Here is a 3,103-nt window from a genome sequence, read left to right on the forward strand (position 1 = left end):
CCAGGACGAACCTTGGGCTCCCACTGTTTGTAGGCATCCGGTTTCAGGAACTGTTTCACTCCCCTCGTCGGGGTGCTTTTCACCTTTCCCTCACGGTACTGGTTCGCTATCGGTCGCTAAGGAGTACTTAGGCTTGGAGGGTGGTCCCCCCATGTTCAGACAGGATTGCACGTGTCCCGCCTTACTCGAGGACGAATGTTCGCATTACGTGTACGGGGCTGTCACCCTCTGAGGCCCGGCTTTCCTGACCGGTTCCACTTGTCTTGCATTCGCCACTGGCCTAGTCCGCGTTCGCTCGCCACTACTAGCGGAGTCTCTGTTGATGTCCTTTCCTCCGGGTACTTAGATGTTTCAGTTCCCCGGGTTAGCTTTTGACCCCTATGTATTCAGGGCCAAATACCTTCATCTGAAAACTGGAAATCCGAAGCCTAAACCTCGTTGGGATTGCTCCCTTCCGAGGTCGAAACCTCGGAGTTCCAGTCTTCGAAGGTGGGTTTCCCCATTCGGAAATCTCCGGATCAAAGCCCATTCGCGGCTCCCCGAAGCTTATCGCAGCGTATCACGTCCTTCTTCGCCTCTTAGCGCCAAGGCATCCACCGAATGCCCTTAAGACACTTGATCGTTCTCATCGTCGATGCCCACCCCTCGGCAGAGGCCCGCGTCCGGAATGCGATCTTGGATCGCTCCCGGCCGGACGGCTTCGACGTCTTCTTTGAAAAGACCAGCTTCGCATTGTCGACAATGGTGCGGTCAGCACCCAATGATCGCATCGAAAGGTGTCGCCACCTTCCCCACGACCCGACCGTGTTGCCACGGTACAGTCGATCAATGCCCTATTCACGATGTCATACAGCCGTGCATGTTCCGCCGGAGACCGGCATGATGGAACATGCGAAACAGATATTCGCGGACAAGACGCTCAAGACCCCAAGAGCCTTCACTCAAGGGAGCCGAGCGCAAACCACCCTGCCATCATCTTCCTCAAGAAAAGAAGAATGGTGGAGCCAGACGGGATCGAACCGACGACCTCATGCTTGCAAAGCACGCGCTCTCCCAACTGAGCTATGGCCCCATCACAGGATGCCACAGGCGAGAGTTCGCGAAGCTTCGGACATGAGGCGCAGGCAAGAACTGTCTGATGGTGGTGGGCCTGGGACGACTCGAACGTCCGACCTCACCCTTATCAGGGGTGCGCTCTAACCACCTGAGCTACAGGCCCGAAACCGGAACGTGACCAATCAAGGTCACAACCTGGGCGTCAAGCTTGTCCGCGAAGAAAGAGAAACGAAGACGGCGGTGTCCCGCCAATGCCAGATCACGATGTGACCATCTGTGTCCGGCTGATGTTTCTGAAGAGATCCGATAGATCAAGGCCGAAGCCTCGAACCTGAGGGATCATCCTTAGAAAGGAGGTGATCCAGCCGCAGGTTCCCCTACGGCTACCTTGTTACGACTTCACCCCAGTCGCTGACCCTACCGTGGTCGCCTGCCTCCCTTGCGGGTTAGCGCAGCGCCTTCGGGTAAAGCCAACTCCCATGGTGTGACGGGCGGTGTGTACAAGGCCCGGGAACGTATTCACCGTGGCATGCTGATCCACGATTACTAGCGATTCCAACTTCATGCACTCGAGTTGCAGAGTGCAATCCGAACTGAGACGGCTTTTGGAGATTTGCTTACCCTCGCGGGTTCGCATCCCACTGTCACCGCCATTGTAGCACGTGTGTAGCCCAGCCCGTAAGGGCCATGAGGACTTGACGTCATCCCCACCTTCCTCTCGGCTTATCACCGGCAGTCCCTCTAGAGTGCCCAACTGAATGATGGCAACTAGAGGCGAGGGTTGCGCTCGTTGCGGGACTTAACCCAACATCTCACGACACGAGCTGACGACAGCCATGCAGCACCTGTGTGCAGGTCCATTGCTGGAAGAAATCCGTCTCCGGAAGTCGTCCTGCCATGTCAAAGGCTGGTAAGGTTCTGCGCGTTGCTTCGAATTAAACCACATGCTCCACCGCTTGTGCGGGCCCCCGTCAATTCCTTTGAGTTTTAATCTTGCGACCGTACTCCCCAGGCGGGATGCTTAAGGCGTTAGCTGCGCCACTGAGAGGTAAACCCCCCAACGGCTAGCATCCATCGTTTACGGCGTGGACTACCAGGGTATCTAATCCTGTTTGCTCCCCACGCTTTCGCACCTCAGCGTCAGTATCGAGCCAGTTGGCCGCCTTCGCCACTGGTGTTCTTCCGAATATCTACGAATTTCACCTCTACACTCGGAGTTCCACCAACCTCTCTCGAACTCGAGATCGCCAGTATCAAGGGCAGTTCTGGAGTTGAGCTCCAGGATTTCACCCCTGACTTAACGATCCGCCTACGTGCGCTTTACGCCCAGTGATTCCGAGCAACGCTAGCCCCCTTCGTATTACCGCGGCTGCTGGCACGAAGTTAGCCGGGGCTTCTTCTCCGGTTACCGTCATTATCTTCACCGGCGAAAGAGCTTTACAACCCTAAGGCCTTCATCACTCACGCGGCATGGCTGGATCAGGCTTGCGCCCATTGTCCAATATTCCCCACTGCTGCCTCCCGTAGGAGTCTGGGCCGTGTCTCAGTCCCAGTGTGGCTGATCATCCTCTCAGACCAGCTACGGATCGTCGCCTTGGTGAGCCTTTACCTCACCAACTAGCTAATCCGACGCGGGTTCATCCAATGGCGATAAATCTTTCCCCCGAAGGGCACATACGGTATTAATCCAAGTTTCCCTGGGTTATTCCGTACCATTGGGTAGATCCCCACGTGTTACTCACCCGTCTGCCGCTCCCATTGCTGGGCGCTCGACTTGCATGTGTTAGGCCTGCCGCCAGCGTTCGCTCTGAGCCAGGATCAAACTCTCAAGTTGTATGAGCTTGATCAGGCTAGTCTATAACGAACTTACACTCATCTTTGACGAGGTCGGACACTTCAATATCACTCGCGTGATAACTAAAAGGTCCGGAGTTCCGTTAGACCGCCAAGTCTTACTCAGCTGCAAACCAACCTCTCGGTCAGTCGCAGCCCGCAAGGACTCCGCCGTCCACGTTTCTCTTTCTTCTGTCATACATGTCAAACAGCG

At 55.8% G+C, this 3,103-nt stretch carries 2 tRNA genes and 2 rRNA genes (1 of these 4 only partly in view); all 4 read right to left on the minus strand.

Annotation, left to right across the window (positions count from 1 at the left end):
- Nucleotides 1-621, minus strand: a 23S ribosomal RNA gene (locus tag V5F74_RS25950); it reaches 2,203 nt to the left of the window's first position.
- Between the two features lie 375 nt (nucleotides 622-996).
- Nucleotides 997-1,072: transfer RNA gene (locus V5F74_RS25955), tRNA-Ala, on the minus strand.
- 70 nt (nucleotides 1,073-1,142) lie between these two features.
- Nucleotides 1,143-1,219: transfer RNA gene (locus V5F74_RS25960), tRNA-Ile, on the minus strand.
- A gap of 186 nt (nucleotides 1,220-1,405) precedes the next feature.
- Nucleotides 1,406-2,890 (minus strand): 16S ribosomal RNA (locus V5F74_RS25965).
- The 16S and 23S rRNA genes sit together here with 2 tRNA genes alongside, the layout of an rRNA operon.
- Between the last annotated feature and the right edge of the window lie 213 nt (nucleotides 2,891-3,103).

The organism is Xanthobacter aminoxidans (assembly GCF_043193615.1).
GTDB classification, from domain to species: Bacteria; Pseudomonadota; Alphaproteobacteria; order Rhizobiales; family Xanthobacteraceae; genus Xanthobacter; species Xanthobacter aminoxidans.